Genomic DNA, 20,557 nt, shown 5'->3' with positions numbered 1-20,557 from the left:
TCCTCTTAATTTGAAAGACGGATTTTAATTTAAGGTTATTTACTAACGAAAGGGTGTTTAGGAACATGTTAAGGGGTATAACAAAAGCGGGTTTAGGGCAAATAGCAGATGATAAACGGTTTATTGAATTAGCAGCGGAATTTGGTTTTCATTCTGTTGATCTTGATGCAAAAAATTTCATCGATGAATATGGTGTGGATAGAGCGAAGGATATCTTACAAAAAAATGAGATTGAAATAGGTTCAATTGGGCTTCCAGTTGAATGGCGTCAATCAACTGAAATCTTCTCTGAAGGATTATCAGATCTTACGGCTACAGCCAAAGCAGCTGCAGAACTAGGGTGTACACGCTGTTGTACGTATATTTTGCCTTCAACAGACCTTAAAGCTGCAAGACTGATGAGTCTTGCAGTAAAACGATTAAGAATTTGTTCAGATGTTTTAAGTGCGTATGGGATAAGATTGGGTTTAGAGTATGTTGGACCACATCATTTAAGAAAAACCTGGAAAAATCCATTTATTTGGACACAAGAAGAAACGTTAGAGTTAATAGATGCAATTGGGTTGTCTAATGTTGGTCTCTTGCTTGATTCATATCATTGGTATACAACAGGATTAACAAGTCAGGATCTTGTAAAATTAAAAGAAAATCAAATTGTCCATGTACATATTAACGATGCTTACAATCTGCCTGCAGCTGAACTAAAAGATAATGATCGTTTATATACAGGGGAAGGAGTTATTGATTTAGCCTTATTTCTGCAAAGCATTAAACAAACTGGTTATACTGGTCCAGTAGCTCAAGAAGTCCTTACACCGAGTATGCCCACACAACCAATTGAAGAGCTTTTTAGAAGGTCAAAGTTAGGTTTTGATAAAGTATTTAGTGAATTGTAATGAAAATATCGCAGTGGTGAAAAAGTGCCACTGTGATATTTTCTTTTTTATTTTATAACTAATGCATATTAAAGTTGAGATTTTTTTGTGTTGTATTTATCTAAAAGTTATCTAAGATCATTCATTGTTATTCATATTCTTTTTTTGCAAGCTTTTTTCGATCGTCTGATTGAGGGGGCTCTTCCAACCATCCATTTTTTATCATGATATCTGCACCATCTTCAGCGTACAGTGATATTTCCGGAATTAATGAAGCATACTTAATGGCGATATCCTTTCTAGGACTTGCAGCCATAGCTGTTCCATAATTACCTATTCCAGCAGTAATCATAGCAGATACAAGAAAAATAATTAATTTATCCGAAAAAATTGGTGTAGTACTATCAGTTACTGCAGAATCCCAAGACATAGGTGCGGGTAAGTCGGCCTTTTTTAAGATGTCACTAAAAATGTCTTCATGCTTTTGAGCTAGTTGTTTTCCCCTAAGAAGATATTGTATCACTTCTTTTTTTTGAGCTACTTGAGCGAATCCTAAAATTAGCGTCTTACCAATAGCGTTGGTTTGGACATTTATAAACAAGTGGGTAATTTCTACAGTAGTTAATGGTCTTTTTTTGCCAAGGATACCTCCTAAAAATTGTTGGTTTTCAACAAAATCTACTTTATCAGGAGTGGAAACAAATGGAGGTCTTACATATGTCCCTTGTATTAGCATTAATTCACGTGATAGATATTGTAGTTTAACAGATGAATTTAACACATCGTTATGAAAGGTAAATATATCTTCTCGAGTAACAATTCCAAGCGATAAACTGCTTGCTGCTAAACCTAACACAGCCATATTTCTTAAATACATTAAGACAAATGTATCTGAAAACAGCTTAGGTGCTTTAGGATTTATATCTTCTTCGATAAAACCAATGGGTACTGGAAAATCTTCTTTTTGGAATAGTTCATTTAATAGTGATAAATTCCTTTTTGATGTATTTAAGGCGAACTCAATAATTGGGTGAACTTCATCATCTTCAACTTTTTCTAAAAAATGGCTTAATACACAAACTGAAGCAGAGTCATTTATATATTGCGACCAAAGTGTTGACATTTCAGCTGCTGTTAATCGTACCTCTGATTTATCTTGCATTTTGAAAAGTCCTCCCGAAACAGTGGCATTTCCTTCTATTTTGCGATTCAGAAGGTATTTTTATACAAGAATTCTAATTATGATGAACAGTACCACTATAAGCGTTCAGTGAAAGGACTTTATACGAAGTACGGTTTTGTAAGAGACGTGACATAAATGACGACGCCTACTCGATATGCTCTCTACTTTGAAAAATACAGATTAGTTACTAATGAGTGATTTTTAAAGTTTGCCCTACATAAATCGTGTCAGATGTTAAATTATTTGTTTCCTTAATTAACGTAACAGTAGTGTTAAATCGGTTAGCAATAACTGATAATGAGTCACCAGAGACTACTGTATAGGTTGTTATTTCAGGATCCTTTAGTGGAGTCACAATTTCTGTCGAGGTAGTGGTAGTGCTTATATTTAAAACCTGTCCTACATAAATAGAATCCGATATTAAGTTGTTTTGTTCTTTAATTGACGTAACAGTTGTGTTAAAACGCATAGCTATAACCGATAGTGAGTCACCAGAAACAACTGTATAAGACATAGTTGAGGTCTCTGGTTCAGCTACTGTTGCAATATTTTCATCATAAGGTATTTTTAAAGTTTGTCCTATCAGTACAGTATCTGTATTTAAATTGTTTATGTCTCTAAGGATAGTAACTGTCGTATTATTTTTGTTCGCAATTGCCCATAAACTATCACCTGAAACTACAGTGTAAAGTCTGTAGTCTTTTCCTTCGTCTTTATCCACATTTGTAAATTCAGGCGTGATGACAGGAACAGTAGTAGGTAGTGAGGTCGTATAACTTTTCCAAACCTCTGGATTTTCTTGTCCTATACTCCAGTTACCAACTCCACGTAGATTATACTGATTTACTAATGAAAGTTTATGTCGAATAGATTCTTCATTTTCATACCAAATTGTATACGTACCAGGAGAAAGGGAGCTACCACTCACAAATGTAATAGGGTCACCTTCGTTAATGGTGATCGTTGCTTTTGGTGTTTTACTTATTTCATCAAACGTTACCGATCCATTATATTTTTCAATCATTTCCTCAACCTTAGAATTCGATATCCCAAAGCCTCCGTATGAAACTCCTTCAATCCAATAACGACCAAAATGTGCAACACCTACGACAATCTTATCACTTGTCACACCTTGATCAAGTGCATATTGAATAGATTTTTCTACCCATGAATAACTAGCTACAGAACCTGCCTCACCGCCAGTATAGCTTTCGTCGTAACTCATAATCATTAAATAGTCAGCATATTTGGCTAATTCCGTATAATCATAGGAACCATGCCAGCCCGAGGACCATGCATTAGGATTCGCAGCAACAGCAACAGATACTTCTTTAGTCATTGGGATTTTTTCCCTTAATAACCGAACAAATTCTGTATAGTTTTCACGATCTAACTCTGTTACATTCTCAATGTCAACATTTACACCATCTAAATTGTAGTGCTCTATCGCATCAGCAATTTGCTGTGCAGCTTGCTCTTTATTTTCCAGCATTGCACGACCAATATTACGATCCCAATGGTTACTTAAAAATGGTACAACTCGTTTACCTTGCTGGTGCATCATAGCAATAAAATGAGGATCTACTTGATAGGTGAGCTTTAATGATCCATCAGAATTTATATCAAAGTAACTTGGAGACACGATATTTACTGAATTTGCTGTTTGATTTACCATGTTAATGTATTCATTTGTATTGCCAAAATACATATATCCTAAGTTAATCACTTCACTTGCTGAGATAGGTAAGCGTAATTTTTGATTAGGTTGAATCGCTTCGCTTGTTAATTGATTAAGAGACATTAAAGCGTCAACTGTTGTGTTATTACGTTTTGCAATCGAATATAGCGAATCGCCAGCTGCAACTTGATAAGTGTAAAGGTTTACAGATGTTATATCACTTGTGTTTCCAGCTAAATCTGTTTGAGAGACTGATGCAGTTATCTCACCAGATGTGTTCAGCACATCAAGATCTAGCTGAAAAAATGTTGAATAATACCCCTTAGAATCGGCAGAGGATGATTTTGTTAAAAGTTTATTCCCGTTGGCATCATAAATCGTTATATCAATTGTTGCATTTGGCTCAGCTATTCCAATCATTGTATAAATAGACTGGAGGTTTTCATATTTGAAACCACTTTTTGAAACAATTGGATTTTCTACAACTGTATCTTTTTCAATCGAAGATGCTTGAACAATACCTGTGTTTCCAGCAAGATCTGTTTGAGTGATTTCAAAGGTTATTGGACCATCTTTTAAACTTGCTAAATCGAGTTGTGTGTTAAAACTACCATTTATTACCTTCGCTGATTTTATTATCTCCGTCGTCCCATCTGTTACGACCATTTTGATTAGTGAACCTTCTTCAACACTAGAGCCAGTTATGTTATATTGCTTCATATTTTGTGAATTCACATAGGGTGGAACTGTTACAATCGCTTCAGCAGGTGCAGTTGTATCCTTCTTAATGGTGATGGACTCTGGTGAACCACTATTTCCAGCTGCATCCCTTGTCAAAAATGAAACAGTGATAATTCCATCCATTAATGTACTAACATCTAATGGTATTTCAAAAGACCCATCTTGGTTAGTTGTCAAAGACTTTGTTACATTTGTTTTCTCATCTGAAAGAGTAATTTCAAGCGTAATGTTTGGTTCAGCCGAGCCACCAACTTTATAGGAGTTAGCATTACCACTAAAAATAGTATTAAGTAGATCAACCTTTAGATTTGTTGGAGCGATTGTATCCTTTATTATTGTTTTTGAGATGGAAGGACTAATGTTCCCTGCGAAATCATTTTGCGTTATTTTGAATGTTACATCTCCATCATTAAATGTGGTGAGGTCAATTGGAATTTGGTAGCTCCCACCCTCATCAGCAGTTCCATCTACTTGAATCGACTGCCCATCGTTATTAAAGATGATTACATTGATTTGGGCATTTCCTTCTGCAGATCCCGTAAGAAGGTATGAGCTTTGATTTTCACTATTAATAAAAAAATTATTATTAAATATAGGGACTAGGGGAATATCAGTGTCTTTTAACAGCTTTTTAACTAGGGTAACACTACGATTACCAGACAAATCTATTCCTTGAGCAGTTATTATTAGTTGACCGTCACTAAGTGAACGTAAATCAACATTTGCTTGAAATTCACCATTTTCATTAGCTGTTACAATAGTATTAATTTTAGAGTTATTTTCATCAGTTACAATAATTTTGATTGTAGCGTCAGGCTCAGCAACGCCAAAAATTGTGTATTCGTGTGCATTTACATTTGTAACGTGTTTTTTAGTATCGATTATAGGTTCAGTTGCAAATGTGTCCTTAGCAATTATTCCTATATTTTTCTCGCTTTTGTTACCAAATCGGTCAATAGCGGTAGCAGTAATCGTAATTTTCCCATCATTAAGTGAAGTTAAATCCAAATTTGCTTGATAGTCACCTTCTTTAGTGCTTGTCACACTAGCTTCAACCACAGAAACTCCATCTGTAGCTTTTATCATAATGGAAGCATTTTCTTCACTTTTTCCTTTGATGGCTACATTTCCAACAGAATCACTATTTACTGTAGAAGGTAGTTCCATTGTTGGTCGATTAATAGAAGCATCCTTAATAACAGAAATTTTCGATGCTTGACTTTCATTTTCAGCAGAATCTATTGCCTTGGCAGTAATGAAAATTTCCCCATCATTTAAAGGAGTTAAATCTACAATGGCTCGGAATTCTCCACGTTCATTTGCTATGCTTTGAGTTGTAATCTCTAAATTTTCTCCGTCAGATATCATGATTGTCACGATAGAGCCAGGATCTGCTGTACCTATAATAGGGTGAGCTCCAGATGATGACTGATTAATCGTTGTATACGAGATGGTAGGAGCTGTTGAAACAGTATCTTTTTTTACAATTAATTGAGATTCTGAACTTTGATTTCCTGCAGCATCTGTTGCCGAAGCTGTAATGGTAACAGATCCATCCTGTAACATCGATACATCTACAACCTTTTGGAACTTTCCATTTGCATCAGCTTTTATCTCGAATGTATTAGGTTCATTCTTACCGTCTGAAATGGAAACTTTTACATTTGCATTGGCTTCTGTTGCTCCTGATATATTCAAACGTGCATAGTTTGAACTAGTAATCTGACTAGCTGTAGTTAAAACAGGAATAGAAGGAGCCAAATTATCTGCAGGTTTCACAGGTGCAGTATCAACTGTAGGTATTTTGAGTGTTTGACCAACAAAGATAAGGTCTGTTGTTAAACCATTGGTTGTCTTAATAGCGTTTACTGTTGTGTTTAAGCGTTTTGCGATAACAGATAAAGAATCCCCAGCGATAACGGTATAAGTTGTTGTTATTTCTTTAATTGGTTCTGTTGTAGCCTCGCTTTCTACCGCTGCTTTTGGAATGGTTAACATTTGTCCGACAAAGATAACGGTTGTTGTTAAGTTGTTTTGATCCTGAATGGCAGCGACAGTCGTAGAAAACTTTTTCGCTATTAATGATAATGAATCCCCTGAAATAACCGTATATGTAGTTGGAGCATCTGTTTTTTGTGTCTCAGGAGCTAGTTCTAGTTCTGGCTCTTTAACAGTTGTTGGTGGTGCTTCTTCTGTTGGATCAAGCAGTTGATTTTGCGGAACTTTCAATATTTGGCCAACATATATCATATCAGACGTTAAAAGATTTAAAGTCCGAATAGTATCGACAGTTGTATTGAGTTTTTTGGCAATTAGTGACAAAGAATCACCGGAAATAACCGTGTACGTACTATTATTATTATTATTATTATTTTCAACTATTGGAGGGGCATCAGGTGTTTCTTGAATTTGATTAGTATCTATTGGGATTTTAAGCTTTTGTCCAATGTTAATTGTATAACTTGTAAGTTGATTAAATGCTCCTATTGCCTCAGTCGTCGTATTAAAACGTTTGGCGATAACAGAAAGGCTATCACCTGAAACAACAGTATAGGTGAAGAAAGGTAGATTTAACTTTTGGCCAATAAAAATAGAGTCTGATGCTAAATGATTTAACGATTTAAGAGAGGCAGTTGACACATTAAATCGTTTTGCAATAAGAAATAAGCTATCACCAGATTGTACGGTGTACACATCAAATTGATTTCCTTGTGTGAGCTGGGTGGAACTACTTGCTTCTGCACTCGTTGCTGATCCTGTTAAATATAAAGTCGTAATAAGTAAAGATCCAGCCATTACCTTCGCAGCTTTAATAGGAACATACGGAAATCTCTCTTTGATTAAAGTTCGAAAATGTTTATTGAAATCATCTTTTTTTAGTTGAGCTTCTCCTAATTCTGTTGAAAATTCAGTCAACAGAGGATCAAGATAAATGACAAGTGTGTAATAATTATTCAAATCACGTTTTAATTCATACCTACTAATTTCCATTAATAACACCTCTACATTTAAACTGTTCTTTGTAGTGTCTCTATATGTAGAATTCTTCATGCAAATTGTGAAAATTAATTTTTATAAATTGAAAAAAACGTAATGGAGTCAAAGTGTTTACTTTAAAGAGTTGGTGCCTTGACAAGAAAAGTTGACTGTAACGATCATCTTATTTTTATAAAAAAGTGGAAAGAGATTTTTGGGTTAAAACTAGTAATCTATCTTTTACTTTAATTAAGGATGGTGGTATTCTTTAATAAAGTAGACAAAATTGGGACCGTTTCAGACCTAAGGGAAAGTTTAGACTGAACAATTATGTAAACGTTATCAGTGTAGGTTTTTAATAAAATAATTGGAGGAAGTAAAAATGACGACAAAATCAAATGTAAAAATAGCTGGAGTAATAGAGGTTCCTACTATTATGAAAGCTGCAGTAATGAATAAACCTTTTGATATCGAAATACAAGAAATCGCAGTACCACAGGTTCAAGGTGATGAGGTGTTAGTGAAAGTCATGGCTGTAGGTGTTTGTGGGTCAGATATTCATTATTATGAACACGGCAAGATTGGCCGTTATGTCGTTGAAAAACCAATTATTTTAGGACATGAATGTGCAGGTATTGTTGCAAAGGTTGGTGAAAATGTTACGAACGTAAAAGTTGGAGATCGTGTTGCAATTGAACCAGGTATTACATGCGGTCGTTGTGAATACTGTAAAGAGGGAAGATATAATCTTTGTCCAGACGTTCAGTTTTTGGCAACACCACCTGTTGATGGTGCATTTGTACAATACATAAAGCATCGTGAAGATTTTTTATTTCCTATTCCTGATGATCTATCATTTGAGGAGGCAGCACTTGTTGAGCCTTTTTCTGTTGGAATTCATGCAGCAAAGCGTTCAAATCTTAAACCAGGTTCAACTGTTGCAATTATGGGGATGGGGCCGGTAGGATTAACTGCAATTGCAGCAGTTAAAGCGTTTGGTGCTGCAAATATTATTGTTACTGATTTGGAAAATAATCGTTTAGAAGCAGCTAAAAAACTTGGAGCAACCCATGTGATTAATGTATTAGAACAAGATCCAAATGAAGAAATACTAAAGATAACTGATGGAAAAGGTGTCGATGTTGCATTTGAAACAGCCGGAAACCCAAAAGCGTTACAATCTGCGTTGAAAGCTGTCAAACGTGGGGGAAAAATGGCAATCATTGGTCTACCTCCACAAGATGAAATAGGTCTAAATGTTCCTCTTATTGCAGATAATGAATTAGATATTTTCGGAATTTTCCGATACTCAAATACATATCCTCAAGGAATTGAATTTTTGAATGCGCAGAATACTGAATTAATAAGCTTAATTACTGATCGCTTTATGTTAGAAGAAACGAAGGAAGCGATGGAACGAGCAAGACTTAATAAAAAAGCCAGTTTAAAGGTAATGGTTTATCCAAATGGAATGATTGAAGAATAAGCTTTGTAATGAATGAATCTAAAACATAACGTATGACTTAAGGGGGGGGCTATGAACAATTTTAGTCTTTATCAAGATGAATTGATAGCAGGTCAATTCCACCCAAAGGTAAATGCCTATTATTTTAAACAATGGCAAAGTCATCAAATGCCTTTTCATTCACATAAGGAAGTAGAAATCATGTATGTAATCGATGGGAAATGTACGGTTGAGACAGAAGATAAAAGGATTTCAATGAAAAAGGGAGATTTTATTTTATTAGATGCAAATGTGCCCCATCGATTAACAGTAGAGAAAAGCGTTCCATGCAGAATGTTAAATATAGAGTTTTCCTTCGTGCAAAAACAGGGGAGTTTTCCGGCGTTTAAAGAGTTAGTAGCGGAAAATAAAAGCCTGACTCAATTATTAGCATTAAGTTACTCATATATTGTGTTAAAGGATCCAAATGAAATCTATCATACACTTAAAAATCTGGTATTAGAGATGGATAAAAAAGGCTCGGAAAACGAAATGTTGGTTCAGATTCTTTTGGCTCAATTACTTATTCAAATAGCTAGAATGGTTGTTGAAGAAAAAGAGAAAGATTGTGAGTTTCATCAGGCGAATATCTATGTGAAGAAGGCGATTGAATTCCTCCATCAAAACTACGACTGTGATATACAAATAAAAGATGTTGGTAAAGCAGTAAATTTACATCCTGGATATCTTCACCGTATTTTTAAAAATCAAATGGACTGTTCGATTATGGAATATTTGACTTCTCATCGAATGGAAAAGGCAAAAATGCTTTTAACTGATACAGATATACCTATAATCGAAATCTCACATTATGTAGGTATCAATAGCAGACAATACTTTAGTCTTCTTTTTAAAAAGTATACAAATAAAACACCACTTGAGTTTAGAAAATCTGTACTTAAAAACATCGTTAAATATAGCAGTTAGTAAGAAATTAGCAACGGTTTGATGGCCGTTGCTTTTTGGTATGATCAAAAAAGTATACCTAAAGTGTGATCTTATAACGAAAAGCAAATAACCCTAGAATTAAAAAAAGGTTAAGATTTTTTACATCATAAAGTTATAAAATTGAAAACGTATTCAAGTCATAGTTGATAAAATAATCATAGGTTTTTTAATACTGAACTGAGAAAAGGAGAACTGTCAATGTCATTTAAAATCGCATTTATTGGCGCAGGAAGCATTGGTTTTACTAGAGGTTTATTACGAGATCTATTAGCGGTTTCGGAATTTAATCAAATAGAAGTTGCTTTTACAGATATTAATTCACAAAATCTTGATATGGTTACTCAGCTTTGTCAGCGTGATATAGACGAGAATGGTTTAGATATTAAGATATTTTCAACAACAAATCGAAGAGAAGCATTAAGAGATGCCAGATACATCTTTTCTGTCGTGAGAATTGGCGGGCTTGAGGCATTTCAAACCGATGTAGATATTCCGTTAAAGTATGGTATTGATCAATGTGTTGGTGATACGCTTTGTGCTGGAGGAATCATGTACGGTCAACGGGGTATTGCTGAGATGATGGAAATCTGTAAAGATATCCGTGAAGTAGCTGAAAAAAATTGTTTATTGCTTAACTATGCGAACCCAATGGCTATGTTAACGTGGGCTTGTAATACTTATGGTGGTGTACGAACAATTGGTCTTTGCCACGGGGTACAAGGTGGTCATAGACAAATTGCAAATGCACTTGGATTGAAAAAGGAAGAAGTAGACATCATCTGTGCAGGTATCAATCACCAAACATGGTATATAAGTGTGAAGCACAATGGTGAGGATATGACAGGGGAAATATTAGAAGCATTCGAGAATCATCCTGAGTTTAGTAAGACAGAAAAGGTCCGTATCGATATGCTCAGACGTTTTGGTTTCTATTCAACAGAATCAAATGGCCATTTAAGTGAATATGTTCCATGGTATCGTAAGCGTGCAGAAGAAATCAATGAATGGATTGATTTAGGTACATGGATTAATGGAGAAACTGGCGGTTATTTACGCGTATGTACAGAGGGAAGAAATTGGTTTGAAACAGACTTTCCTAATTGGTTAACAGAACCAGCAATGGAATATAAACAAGAAAACCGAGGGGAAGAGCATGGTTCATATATTATTGAAGCCCTTGAAACAGGCCGTGTTTACAGAGGTCACTTCAACGTAGTAAACAATGGTGTGATTTCAAATTTACCAGACGATGCTATCATAGAAGCACCTGGATATGTTGATCGTAATGGGATAAGCATGCCACATGTAGGAAATCTTCCATTAGGCTGTGCTGCTGTTTGTAATGTGAGTATTTCAGTACAAAGATTAGCTGTTGAAGCAGCGATTAATGGCGATGATTTCCTACTTCGACAAGCAATGATGATGGACCCATTGGTTGGGGCAGTTTGTAATCCAAAGGAAATATGGCAAATGACTGACGAAATGCTTGTCGCACAAGAGCGATGGTTGCCACAGTATAAAGAAGCAATAGCTGAAGCGAAGAAACGATTAGCTTCCGGAAATCTATTACCTACAAAAAATTACGAAGGTGCAGCACGTTTAAAAGTGAAAACAGTTGAAGAAATGGCTCAAAATCGAGACGAATCATCTAAAAATGCTGGGGAATCGGATAAAGCGAAGGAACGTCCCTCTGCTGTAAAATAATAACGTAGTTTAGATAAATCAACCTATTAAATCGATAAGATTTAGTAGGTTGATTTCGTTGTAAGTAATAATCTTTAAGGTTAACTTATTTAATTCAAAATTCAGTGGTATAGATGGATTTTAGCAGAAAAAATAATGGAAAACTAGAATTTGAATCTATGTTAAATATGGGTTTTATGGTAAAGTTAAATTATCAGTTTATTTAAAAAACTGAAGAAGATTATCAAGTATAGTTAAGACTAATTTTAAGGGATGGATGCAAATTCATCCTATCATTACACCATCATAGCCATACTAGTATGGTAGAATTGAGGAGGCAAAGATGAGAAAGATTACAAATCCAATTTTACGTGGTTTTAACCCGGATCCTTCAATTTTAAGGGTGGAGGATGATTATTATATTGCAACATCTACTTTTGAATGGTTCCCTGGGGTACAAATTCACCATTCTAAAGATCTAGTAAACTGGAGATTATTAACACATGCTTTAACACGTAAATCACAGGTGAATATGGAAGGTAATATTGATTCCGGGGGAGTTTGGGCACCATGTTTGACCTATTCAGAGGGAATCTTTTATTTGATTTATACAGATGTGAAAAGTAGAAAAGGAGCATACAAAGATACACATAACTATTTAGTGACAGCACAAGATATTATGGGGCCGTGGTCTGAACCAATCTATCTAAATAGCAGTGGATTCGATCCTTCACTGTTTCATGATGACGATGGAAAAAAGTGGTTAGTAAACATGCTTTGGGATGGTCGAAAAGGAAAAAACTCGTTTGCAGGCATTGTAATTCAAGAATACTCGTTAGAAGAAGCAAAACTAGTTGGACCAGTAATAAATATCTTTAAAGGAACAGACCTTAAGCTTACTGAAGGGCCACATCTTTATAAACGAAATGGTTATTACTATTTGATGACAGCAGAAGGTGGTACAGAATATAACCATGCTGTTACAATGGCTAGATCTAAATCGCTTTTTGGGCCTTTTGAAGTTGATCCGTCAAATCCAATTCTAACATCTGCTAACCATCCAGAACTATCCTTACAGAAGGCGGGACATGGTAGTCTTGTTCAAACACACACTGATGAGTGGTATTTAGCACATCTTTGTGGTCGACCATTGAAGGATAACTACTGTAATTTAGGAAGAGAAACAGCGATCCAACGCTGTTATTGGACTGAAGATAGTTGGCTGAGAATCGATGGTGAAGGAAATACACCGTCCTTACATGTTGAGGCACCTAAAATTGAGTCACATCCATTTGATCCAGTTTTGATAAAAGATGACTTTCAATCCGAGTCTCTACAGCTTAATTGGAGTACATTACGAATTCCAACAGATCCTTCATGGATATCTTTAACAGAACGATCAGGCTTTTTAAGATTAAAAGGAATGGAATCGCTATCATCCACGCATAAACAAAGTTTAGTAGCAAGAAGGCAACAAAGTTTTAATTGTGAAGTTGAAACAGCAATTGATTTCAATCCAGAACATTTTCAACATATGGCAGGGCTAGTTGTTTATTATGACACAAATGATTATGTATATTTACGGATATCCAATAATGAGGAGCTAGGTAAGTGTTTGAACATCATCCAAACAAAGAATGGGCAATATGATGAATTGTTAGAAAAAGATGTCCCTCTACAGGAAGGAAAAACTTGTAAGTTAAAAGCTGTTATCGAAAGGGAGAACTTGCAATTTTATTATACCTATTCGCAAAATGATAAATGGAACAAGATTGGTCCTTTAATCGATATTTGTCATTTATCAGACGAATACGGTGATTACATACGCTTTACAGGAACATTTATCGGATTGTGTGTTCAAGATTTAAGCGGTGCAAAAAAGCATGCTGATTTTGAATACTTTATTTATAAAGAGCTCCTAGATGAGGAAAATGTAATTGGAACTAATTCAGATCAGGTTATTCGATATTTGTAATATCATATTAAATAGCTGGAGGAATTTAAAATGAATATTATACGGTATAGAAACGAATTAAATGAAAGCGTTTTAGCGGTGTTGACCATTGAAAGTAAAATATATGTCCTACCTCAGTCAGATTTTTTATCTTTAGTTAGGGAGGCAGAAGATAAGGGAAAAACACCATTGTTTCTTATTGAAGAAGTAATCGAAAATTCTCTTCCATTGGAAATGACGTTAAATGAATTAGATTTGTTAATACCAGTCGATGCCCCTGAAGTATGGGCAGCGGGCGTAACCTATGAAAATAGCAAGCTTGCAAGAAATTACGAGGCATCTCAAGGGTATGAGAAAAAAGAAGAAACATTCTATGACAAGGTATACAATGCGGCACGTCCTGAAATCTTTTTCAAATCAACAAGTGCTCGGACTGTTGCACCTAGAGGTGAAGTTTATTTACGAAGTGACTCAAATTGGCAAATTCCTGAGCCAGAGCTAGGGTTGGTTATTAATAAGATAGGGAAAGTCATTGGTTATACAATTGGAAACGATATGAGCTGTCGGGATATTGAAGGGGAAAATCCGTTGTATTTACCACAAGCAAAAGTATGGAAAAATTCATGTTCGATTGGTCCTTCGATTCGACTAGCAGAAACGGTAGAAGATCCATATAACTTTGATATTACATGTAGAATATTCCGAAATGAAGAAAAAGTATTTGAAGGTACTGCAAATACAGAGCAATTAAAACGTAGCTATACAGAGCTAGTTTCCTATTTATTAAAAGATAACGAAATATTTGATGGTACAGTGTTACTAACAGGCACATGTATTGTACCTCCGAATGAATTTACATTGGATCATAATGATCGAATTGAAATCGAAATAGGGGGTATTGGTGTATTGGAGAACACGGTGAAGAAACAGATTTCTCAAACACTTCCAAGCTTGTAAGAAAACGATTAATATTAATATTAGTAAATTTACAAAGCCTGTAATTGTTAAAAATGCAGGCTTTGTAAATTAAAACCTAGTTCCTATTGACCATCTGCACCACTTATTGTTACCTTCCGAACGTGATCATCTTCATAATTGTTTTCACGTAACTTTTCAACCTTGTCGTTGATTAGTTGTTTTTGATCAACTTCTGGTGATGGTGTTTGTTTTTTCTTTGACACTTTGAAAACCTCCTTTTTTAAGATGTTTGTATCCTGCTTAGTTTTCCTATTTTCATTAAAAATATTTCAACTTATAGGGTCTCAAATTTAATGAATGTATTAAAGATTATTTAATAAAAATTTCGCATATAAAATTGGTTGGGTATGAGTTTGTTTCCATAAGTAGTAGAGATATTCTTTGCTTTTTAGCACGTTATATTGTGACCTGAAATTACATTCTATAAAATAAATTTTCCCCTCGTTTGTTACACCAAAATCAAAACCTAAATCACCGAGTAGATAGCAGTGTTTTTCTAATTTCTGAGCGATTAGCTTTGATAACTGTTCCAATTGAAGAATAACACTGGATGAGGATAGTGATGGATGTTTCATTAAATAGGACTCTAATAAATCAAATTCTCCTCTATGTCCAACATTCGTAACAAATTCTTCTATTGCGGCAAGTTTACCTAGCATCCCCGTGACGCTCCACTCTCCTAGATCGTTTTTTTGAAGAATAACTCGAATATCAAAGGGGCGATCATTTAACGTTGATAGTTTAATTTTTTCTTGTATTATATATTTTTTTCCGTTGATTTTTTTCATAATAAGCTTCACAATCTGCTGTTTTTCTCCGATTTCCTTCATGTTCCCATTTTTGGTTTGATAAATAAGAAGCCATTGATTTTGATTGACTTCTTCAAGAGACATGATTCCTTTTCCTTTACTACTATGGCATGGCTTGAGAATAAGCATTGAATACTTTTTCATCATTTTGATCAACGATGATTCTGAGGTCATGGCTGTTTTCGGAAGGTGTTTATTTATCGTTTCATAACCTTGTAAAATGTTGTTTATTTTATGCTTACCGTTTCTAAACGGGAGTGCATTAAAAACAACAATATTAGTTTGTATAAGTGAACTCACTTTTTTTATGGACTTACTATTATTGAAGCTTGAACGATTATAAAAAATGGAAGGGAGTGGGCATGATTTTTCATGAAATGTTTTTAAATTTGCATCATATACCAAGCCAGTTTCTACATAAATGTCATTTATTTGCGAAGGGCAGGTATAAACAATTGATAACTTATTTAAAATAGCAACCTCTTCGTAAAATGTAATCGAACGGGGAGGAGTTCCTTTTTTAATGGACTGATATGTTCTTTCTGTCAGTAAAACCCCAATTGTCCTCACATTTAAAACCTCCTACTACCATATACATTTATTAGATGTTGGATTTTTTCAAAACATACTAAAAAAAATGACACATTGAAATTCACATGAATAAATTATGATTAAAGCCATTTTCTGACCTTTTAGAAGTTTCACTTTACGTTTTTGGAGTTGAAGAGAATATGAAAACGATTGTATTTATCGGCACGAACAAATCAGGATCAAGTAGAGATGCAATAAAAGCAGCGGAAGAACTTGGCTACTTCACTGTTTTGTTTACTGATCGGGAAAATTTTTTCCGCCAACGAGATGAGTTCCCTGATGTCCATTTGATGATTTATTTGAAAAATTTATCATATAATGAAGAACTAATAAGGGAGATTGAAAGATTGTCTGAGCTGGGTAAATCAATAAAGGGTTGTATTAGTTACATAGATCCTTTTGTGTATGTAGCAGCAAGACTATCTGAATATTTAGGTCTAGTTCATTTATCAACTAAAGCACTTTATAGGATGGAGGATAAAACAAGGACCCGTGATCATTTATCCACTCACCCTTCAACGCCATCATATACGATTCTCCCTTTTGAGGCTCCTCTTACCTTTTGTATTGAAAAGATTAAAGATCAATTACCACTAGTACTTAAAATCCCAGTATCAAATGGCTCAAAAGATGTGATTTTAGTAAAAAGTATTGAAGAATTTACAAATGGTTTTTTGTCTTTAAGAAGGAAATATCCAACTAGTTCAATTTTAGTTGAGGAATTTTTAAATGGAACCCAATACATTATTGAGATTGTTGTATGTAATGGAAAAATAGAGTTTGCAGGAGTAATTGAACAGAAAATTGATCATAAATATCGTTTTATTGTAACAGGATATGAATATCCTGCAGTACTAACAGAAGAAGCATATACGAATTTAATAAACTCGGTAACAAGCATACTAAAATGTATGGAATTTACTGATGGTAGTTGTCACTTAGAAATGAGGTTCGTAAATGGCGTTTGGAAATTAATCGAAATAAATCCACGAATTTCTGGCGGTGCAATGAATGAAATCATTATGGAAAGTACAGGGATAAATTTAGCAAAAGAAATTTTAAAATTGACCTTAGGTTTAAAATCCTTTCAAACGATTAATGAACAAAAATATGTTTACGCACATTATTTAACTGTTAATTCAACAGGGAGATTGTTAAAAATAACAGGGAAAAATCGAGCTTCTGCCATAAGCGGAGTTAGAAAAGTATATGTTAAACCTCGGAAAGGAACAATTTTAACAATTCCAATGTCAATGGGTGACAGATACGCATATGTTCTTGCAGCGGCTGACACACCGGAAGAAGCTAAAAGGATTGCAATGAAAGCGGCTAAAGAAATAAAGTTTTATTTAGTCCCTCTATAAGGATGATTCAACATGACATTAATTGGTATGCTCCATTATCGAAAAAGTCCGGAAAAGGTAAAAAAGGCCTATGCATTTGCAGCAGTTGCAAAAATGGAAGGTGTAGATTTTATTTATTTTTCCTATAACGGGATTGATTTTAATAGAAGAAAAATTAACAGTTGGCAATATGGAAATGGAGAATGGCTACAATTAGAAACAGACTTTCCAGATGTTGTGATAAACAGCAGTAGTCCAAAATCAGCGGAACAAGTGATGATTTATAGGAGATTGAAACAAGACCTTCCTTTTACCAGTCATTCTGTAGGAAATAAATTACAAGTATATAAAAAAGTAAAAACAGAAAACGAATTTGCAGACTACCTGATACCGACAAAAAGAATTCAGCGTGGAAAACAGGTCATATCCTATTTGAAAAAACATTCGAAAATAGTGATGAAGCCAATGTCGGGTAATAAGGGCAAAGATATCTATTTTATTGAAGAAATAGAAGAGGATCTTATTTCAATTCTACATGGTAAAGAACTGAAACGAATAACAATTCAAGAGTTAGTGGATGATTTGACTGGAAAAATAAAGAATAAATATATCATGCAGCCTTTTATTGAGTGTAAGACTAAATCAGGATTAGCGTATGACTTTCGTTTACATGTTCTAAAAAATGAAAATAAGAAGTGGGTGATTGCTCTTATCTATCCGAGAATTAATGGAGATGGAAAATTAATAAGTAATATCAGCAGTGGAGGATTTAGAGGGGAATTAACTTCTTTCTTAGAACAGGAATTTGGTCAAGAGAGTTCACAGGTAGATCAAATATTACAAACCTTTGCCATATCGTTTTCTGAACATCTCGATCAAATTTACAACTGTTCCTTTGATGAACTTGGAATTGATGTAGGAATCGATGCAAATAGAAAGCTATGGATCTATGAAGTTAACTGGAGACCTGGTTCTAAACATAGGGAATTTGAAGTTGCTAAACAAATGATTCCTTATGCTATGAGTCTACATGCAAACTAATTTCTAGGCAACCCTATTTACAGGGTACATTCACAATTTGGTTAACAAACTTATACTATATAGGGAGAAAACGGAGAATGGGGTAGGAGGGTGGATGATTGATTCACATAAGGAAATGAGAAACTTATGCATTTTAGAGACATTGAAAACAATTAAATTCCATCAAGAATTCATAATAGATCCATCATTAAGTAGTTCTAAATATCGATGTAAACATGTGAAAATAGTGGATACGATTCCTTTTATATTATGGAATGATTGTGGATTGTTCGAGTTAACAGGATATATTTCTAATCATTTGGAAGATGAAAAATCGGACTCATTTTGTACTAGTTTTTTTCGAATCGAAAATATAGATGAAAAGCAAAAGTGTGCAACTCTTTCTTTGTTAAAACCATTGGACATTGATGGACGTTTGTCAAAAGAGATATGTGAAATTGTAAGATTAGAAAGAACTCCGATTTGTGTCGACGTTGACCTATCTAGTTTTTGTGCAATTCACTACCTAAATGTTGAGTTACTAAATAGAAAAATTATTATCGAGCCAAGATGAGTGAAAATTCATTAGAAAATGTGTGGAGTAAAAACCTGGAGAATAATCTTTCAGGTTTTTAGTATATATCCAATCAACATATTCTAACAGAAAGTGAGGTGAGTTATGAAACATCTCAGACTTGTAAGTATTCTTCCAATATTAAATGGAGAAATCATAAATGGGCAAGAAAACCCCTTAATAAAAAGTGTAGCAAAAGGGAAGAGATACCCAATCACAAATCATTCAATTTATTTTCATATGAAAAAGGAAAAGATTCAAATTCCTAGTGATGTAGATGGATGTGTACTTGTAGTAAGTAACTTATCATTTGTTAAAAGTATTAAGGATGAGGGCATTACTATTGTCTATGTTCAGAATGTAAAAACTGCCTATTATAAATTTATAAGCTATTATCGAAGTTTGTTCTCGCTTCCAATTATTGGAGTTACAGGAACTTGCGGAAAAACCACAACAAAAGAAATGATTGCATGCATTTTATCAAAAGACTTAAATGTTGTCAAAACGAGGTTGAGTGAAAATGGATTATCACGTAATCTTAAATATCTCATGCAAATTGATAATAAGACAGACGTAGCTGTCATTGAAATGGGAGTAGACAGCCCTGATAATATGCTTTACACAGCACATTACTTTATGCCAGAGATTGGAGTTATTACAAACATTGGTGTGGATCATCTTGAAGGATTTCACGAGCATGATAAATACATCGAGGAAAAAGCGAAAATGCTAATAGCCTTACAAAATAAGGGTGTACTAGTATTAAATGCAGATGATGAATATACAAAAAGAATAAATCTAAATGATTTTAAAGGGAAAATTGTTTATGTAAGTTTAAAGAAGGATACGATGTTTACAGCTAGCAATATTAGATATGGGAAAAAGGGAATGCGATTTAATCTAAAATATAATGGCACGGTCTATCCATGTTTTGTACCAGGTTTTGGGGAACATAATGTATATAACGCAATGTACGCAATTGCTGTATGTATGGAATTAAATATCAGTATAATCGAAGCAATTGAACGATTAAAATCATTTAAGCACGTTAGACGCCATACCCAATTTAAAAAAGGGATAAACGAAAGTGTAATTATCGATGATACATGGAGTACAAATCCTACATCAATAAAAGCTGCTTTTGATGTACTACAACACGCTAGTAAAGCGAATAAAAAAATTGTTGTTCTAGGTGATATTGAGGAACTAGGACAATCTTATGTAAATGAATATATAAAAGTAGCGGATCTTGTTATAAACAGTAAAGTAGATTTTTTTGTTACAATCGGAGAAAAATCAAAGGTAATGAGTGATCGAGCAATTGAACTTGGAATGGATACAAATAAAGTTTTCCATGCGTATGATCAACAAGCAGCATTTGATATATTACAAGCAACTTCTGATCGTGATACATGTATACTAGTAAAAACGTCTATGAATCTCTCATACAGTGGGCTAATAAAAAGATTAACACAATTCTAAACATGATATATAGATGATGCTAAAAAATGTCAGACCCTTTAGTTTTAGGTGGGTCTGACCCTTTTTTAGTGTTTGGAATTTAGAAAGGATGAATGAAATAATATCAAGAAAAAACGATAAATTGAAATACAGATATTTTCCAATAGAATTATAAAAGGTAAGATGTATGGAGAAGTTTCGCTAATAAATAGTTACTTTTCTACTATTTGTTTGATATA

14 protein-coding genes are annotated in these 20,557 nt (G+C 34.2%); 10 read left to right on the top strand and 4 right to left on the bottom strand.

Annotated elements, in window-relative coordinates; genetic code table 11:
- Positions 1-65: 65 nt before the first annotated feature.
- Positions 66-896, top strand: a complete 831-nt coding sequence (locus tag I7822_RS01105; protein ID WP_207974950.1) for a sugar phosphate isomerase/epimerase family protein — start codon at positions 66-68, stop codon at positions 894-896.
- Positions 897-1,023: 127 nt separating this feature from the next.
- Here the strand turns inward: I7822_RS01105 and I7822_RS01100 are convergent, their stop codons facing one another.
- Entirely contained in the window at positions 1,024-2,037 is a 1,014-nt protein-coding gene (locus I7822_RS01100) for a DUF3231 family protein (RefSeq protein ID WP_207974949.1), read from the bottom strand.
- A 208-nt stretch (positions 2,038-2,245) separates the two neighbouring features.
- Entirely contained in the window at positions 2,246-7,468 is a 5,223-nt protein-coding gene (locus I7822_RS29690) for a LysM peptidoglycan-binding domain-containing protein (RefSeq protein ID WP_243459190.1), read from the bottom strand.
- A gap of 367 nt (positions 7,469-7,835) precedes the next feature.
- Here I7822_RS29690 and gutB point away from each other — a divergent pair, with 367 nt between their 5' ends.
- From gutB to I7822_RS01030, 5 genes are all read left to right on the top strand, one after another.
- Positions 7,836-8,939 (top strand): sorbitol/xylitol/iditol dehydrogenase GutB, encoded by a 1,104-nt coding sequence (gutB, locus tag I7822_RS01050; protein ID WP_243459189.1) that lies wholly within the window; start codon positions 7,836-7,838, stop codon positions 8,937-8,939.
- A gap of 51 nt (positions 8,940-8,990) precedes the next feature.
- Positions 8,991-9,884, top strand: a complete 894-nt coding sequence (locus tag I7822_RS01045; protein ID WP_207974948.1) for an AraC family transcriptional regulator — start codon at positions 8,991-8,993, stop codon at positions 9,882-9,884.
- 219 nt (positions 9,885-10,103) lie between these two features.
- Complete coding sequence (locus I7822_RS01040) at positions 10,104-11,609, top strand: alpha-glucosidase/alpha-galactosidase (protein ID WP_207974947.1); 1,506 nt, start codon at positions 10,104-10,106, stop codon at positions 11,607-11,609.
- A 322-nt stretch (positions 11,610-11,931) separates the two neighbouring features.
- Positions 11,932-13,563 carry a glycoside hydrolase family 43 protein gene (locus I7822_RS01035; protein WP_207974946.1) on the top strand — a complete coding sequence of 544 codons (1,632 nt, stop codon included), beginning with the start codon at positions 11,932-11,934 and terminating at the stop codon, positions 13,561-13,563.
- Between the two features lie 30 nt (positions 13,564-13,593).
- Positions 13,594-14,499, top strand: coding sequence for a fumarylacetoacetate hydrolase family protein (locus I7822_RS01030; protein WP_207974945.1), 906 nt, complete (start codon positions 13,594-13,596; stop codon positions 14,497-14,499).
- An 83-nt stretch (positions 14,500-14,582) separates the two neighbouring features.
- Here the strand turns inward: I7822_RS01030 and I7822_RS01025 are convergent, their stop codons facing one another.
- Entirely contained in the window at positions 14,583-14,723 is a 141-nt protein-coding gene (locus I7822_RS01025) for a hypothetical protein (RefSeq protein WP_207974944.1), read from the bottom strand.
- A 99-nt stretch (positions 14,724-14,822) separates the two neighbouring features.
- Positions 14,823-15,899 carry a YheC/YheD family protein gene (locus tag I7822_RS01020; RefSeq protein WP_207974943.1) on the bottom strand — a complete coding sequence of 359 codons (1,077 nt, stop codon included), beginning with the start codon at positions 15,897-15,899 and terminating at the stop codon, positions 14,823-14,825.
- A 161-nt stretch (positions 15,900-16,060) separates the two neighbouring features.
- On the opposite strand from I7822_RS01020, the gene I7822_RS01015 reads away from it, so the two are divergent.
- The 4 genes from I7822_RS01015 (at position 16,061) to I7822_RS01000 (ending at position 20,339) form a co-directional block, all read left to right on the top strand.
- Positions 16,061-17,284, top strand: a complete 1,224-nt coding sequence (locus tag I7822_RS01015) for an ATP-grasp domain-containing protein (RefSeq protein ID WP_207974942.1) — start codon at positions 16,061-16,063, stop codon at positions 17,282-17,284.
- Positions 17,285-17,296: 12 nt separating this feature from the next.
- Positions 17,297-18,304 carry a YheC/YheD family protein gene (locus tag I7822_RS01010; RefSeq protein WP_207974941.1) on the top strand — a complete coding sequence of 336 codons (1,008 nt, stop codon included), beginning with the start codon at positions 17,297-17,299 and terminating at the stop codon, positions 18,302-18,304.
- 94 nt (positions 18,305-18,398) lie between these two features.
- Entirely contained in the window at positions 18,399-18,857 is a 459-nt protein-coding gene (locus I7822_RS01005; protein WP_207974940.1) for a CotY/CotZ family spore coat protein, read from the top strand.
- 105 nt (positions 18,858-18,962) lie between these two features.
- Positions 18,963-20,339 carry a Mur ligase family protein gene (locus I7822_RS01000; RefSeq protein WP_207974939.1) on the top strand — a complete coding sequence of 459 codons (1,377 nt, stop codon included), beginning with the start codon at positions 18,963-18,965 and terminating at the stop codon, positions 20,337-20,339.
- The last annotated feature ends 218 nt before the right edge of the window (positions 20,340-20,557 follow it).

Origin of the sequence: Metabacillus bambusae (genome assembly GCF_017497975.1) — a bacterium.
GTDB classification, from domain to species: domain Bacteria; phylum Bacillota; class Bacilli; order Bacillales; family Bacillaceae; genus Metabacillus; species Metabacillus bambusae.
This window is presented reverse-complemented; position numbering and strand designations above follow the sequence as displayed.